The 2,487-nt window shown below is 63.5% G+C and carries 4 protein-coding genes; 1 reads left to right on the top strand and 3 read right to left on the bottom strand.

Features of this window, described 5'->3' with window-relative positions; translation table 11 throughout:
• The 3 genes from C2U70_RS32580 to C2U70_RS32575 all read right to left on the bottom strand — a co-directional run.
• The coding region (locus C2U70_RS32580) for a Crp/Fnr family transcriptional regulator (RefSeq protein WP_140982869.1) at positions 1–700 on the bottom strand (700 nt) is incomplete at its 3' end.
• A 285-nt stretch (positions 701–985) separates the two neighbouring features.
• Complete coding sequence (locus C2U70_RS33780) at positions 986–1,111, bottom strand: hypothetical protein (protein WP_283810416.1); 126 nt, start codon at positions 1,109–1,111, stop codon at positions 986–988.
• 98 nt (positions 1,112–1,209) lie between these two features.
• A complete protein-coding gene (locus tag C2U70_RS32575) occupies positions 1,210–1,917 on the bottom strand; it encodes a helix-turn-helix domain-containing protein (protein ID WP_140982866.1) in 708 nt (235 codons plus the stop codon).
• Positions 1,918–2,069: 152 nt separating this feature from the next.
• Between C2U70_RS32575 and C2U70_RS32570 the strand changes: the two genes are divergently transcribed.
• Positions 2,070–2,387 (top strand): c-type cytochrome, encoded by a 318-nt coding sequence (locus C2U70_RS32570; RefSeq protein ID WP_140982864.1) that lies wholly within the window; start codon positions 2,070–2,072, stop codon positions 2,385–2,387.
• Positions 2,388–2,487: the final 100 nt, after the last annotated feature.

Here is a 2,487-nt window from a genome sequence, read left to right as displayed (position 1 = left end):
GCTCGCGCAGCGCATCGGTGTCGAGCACGACGATGGCGCCATGCTCGAGGCGAACCCAATTGCGGCCCGACCATGCGCGGAGCTGCTTGTTGATGCTCTCGCGCGTCATGCCGACCATCTCGCTGATCTCCTGCTGGGTGATCGCAAGCGTGCCGCTGCCGGAATCGAGCTTGCGCTCCTCGGTCAGGCCGAGCAGCGCACTCGCGAGCCGCCCGGGAAGGTTTTGCAGAATCACCTGTTCGACCTGCTGACTGGTCCAGCGCAGGCGCGCGCAGAGCAGTTCGATGAATTTCATCGCGAGCGCCGGCTGGCTCTTCACGAAAGGCAGGAAGTCACGGCGGTCGATGATGTAGAGCTCGCAATTGGTGTTGGCGGTCGCGTCGGCCGACCGCGGCGCGCCGTCGAGCACGGCGATCTCGCCAAAAATCTCCCCGGGACCGATCAGATTGAGAATGGCGTTCCGGCCATCAGGCGAAGACGAGGATATCTTCACCGTGCCGGAGACGACCGCGAACAGGTTGTTGCCGGGGTCGCCTTTGGCCGCGATGGTCGCGCCGCGCTTGACGGTGGTGTGCTTGGCATAGCGGCAGAGCTGATCGAGCGCCTCCGCCTCCAGATCCGCGAAGATCGGGTGCTTGCGCAGAACCGAAAGCTTGTTGCCCGACGATTGTCGGGGATCGCCGGTTTTGTCCTGAGGCACGCCGCCGGGCTCCTAAGACTGCGAGGCACGTAAGTTCCTGCGTAGTCAACGTTGCCATGCTTTTCAACCGGAAACCATGCGCGTAATTTTAGACAAGTGCCGTGAAATTGCGCGGGCTCCTCCGCCCGCGCGCAGCCGCAGGATGCGCCGAAGCGCTCGATGCGATGCAGAGTTGCAAGGAGAACAGGGCACAATTTTGCACCTGGCGCAGAGTGCATGCGGCGATGGCGACCGTGGAACCCGGCCATCGCACCGCGTCAAAGCGTGATTCCGACGGCAGACGCGTCAGCGCTTGCCCGGTTCATCCGATTTGAGCCCTCTGGTTTGCCGGTCGCCCCACGCCAGGACCACGCCGAACCCGACAAAGACGGCAACAACGGCAATGGTCATCAGCAACGTGTCGGTCGGCATCCCGCCCTCCCCTGAAATTTGCAGGCATTATTTTGCCGTGACCGCCCGACGTCTTTGATCGGGATCAAATTTTAGGGATCGCATGCGGAAAAGATCGCTTACGCGGCAGCCAAGGCCTCCGCGCGCGCCGGATCGAGCAGGCTGATGCCGCCGTGGATGATCTCGATGACGCCGTCGCGCTCGAGCTTGGTGAAGGTGCGGCTGACGGTTTCGATGGTCAGGCCGAGATAATCCGCGATGTCCTGCCGGCTCATCGGCAGCGCCACTGTATTCGATGGCCCGTGCAGCGGAATAAGCCGCTCACGCCAGCTCAGGAGAAAGGTCGCGACCTTCTCCTCGGCCGAGCGGCGCCCGAGCAGGACCATGTGGTCGCGCGCCTGGCTTAGTTCGCGAATCGCGAGCTCGTTGATGCGACGCAGGAGATGCGGCCGGTCCTCGATGAAGCGGCCGAACGGTGCCTTGGCAAACTGGCAGACCGCGACCGCGCCGATCGCATCGGCCGAAAAATTGTGCCGGCCGGAGATGTTCATGCCCAGGAAGTCGCCGGGCAACGCAAAGCCGACGATCTGCCGCCGGCCATCGGGCAGGAGCTTGTAGAGCCGCATCACCCCGTCGAGCACGTTGAAATAGGAGGTCGCGATGTCTTCCTCGGAGAAAACGGTCTCGCAAGGAGCGAACTGGGCGCGGCGCCCCAGATGCTCGAACTGGCGCAGCTCGGACGCATCGAGCGCCGAGCAAACGCTGGATCCCCGTATCGAACAATCCTTGCAGAAACTCGGCTCAATTGTGACCACGGAAGGCTTCATCCACCGCTCCAGACAGCGCCAGTTAAGGACCGCCCCTGGCCGTCCACCACGCCTTGGCATTTTACTGCATTGTCACAAAGCCAGTTGACCCAGATCAATTTTGGGCGATGCCGCCACCCTATTCTGCGGCGCAAGCCGATGAGACCCGCCAAATGCTGCAAGCCATATTCCGCCAGACCCTGCTCGCGCTGCTCCTGATGTCGCCGGCGCTGGCCGCAAGCCCGGCGGAGCAGCGGGGCAAGGCCTATGCGCGTGCCAATTGCGCGCGGTGTCATGCCATCGACCTGAGATCGCGAAGCCGGCTCGAGGCAGCGCCGCCGTTCCGCACCCTGCATGAGCGCTATCCGATCGAAAATCTCGGCGAAGCGCTGGCCGAAGGCATCAGCACCGGCCACGCCGACATGCCCGTCTTCCAGCTCCGTCCCGAGCAGATCCACGATCTGCTGGCCTATCTGAAAACCCTCGAATAGCGGCCGCTAGACGGTCTGCACCGTCCAGCCGACCAGCTCCTTCGCGATTCTGCCGAACGCCGCGTTGAACGCCGCGACCGCCGCGGCGGGCTCGATCTTG

The organism is Bradyrhizobium guangdongense (assembly GCF_006483445.1).
GTDB classification, from domain to species: Bacteria; Pseudomonadota; Alphaproteobacteria; order Rhizobiales; family Xanthobacteraceae; genus Bradyrhizobium; species Bradyrhizobium guangdongense_A.
The sequence above is the reverse complement of the archived record's forward strand: the minus strand, read 5'-3'. Positions and strand labels throughout refer to the sequence as shown.

Bases quoted from the DNA above. Each gene is read 5' to 3' on its own strand.
- C2U70_RS33780 (WP_283810416.1), bottom strand. From the start codon at position 1,111: ATGCCGACCGACACGTTGCTGATGACCATTGCCGTTGTTGCCGTCTTT.
- C2U70_RS32575 (WP_140982866.1), bottom strand. From the start codon at position 1,917: ATGAAGCCTTCCGTGGTCACAATTGAGCCGAGTTTCTGCAAGGATTGT.
- C2U70_RS32570 (WP_140982864.1), top strand. From the start codon at position 2,070: ATGCTGCAAGCCATATTCCGCCAGACCCTGCTCGCGCTGCTCCTGATG.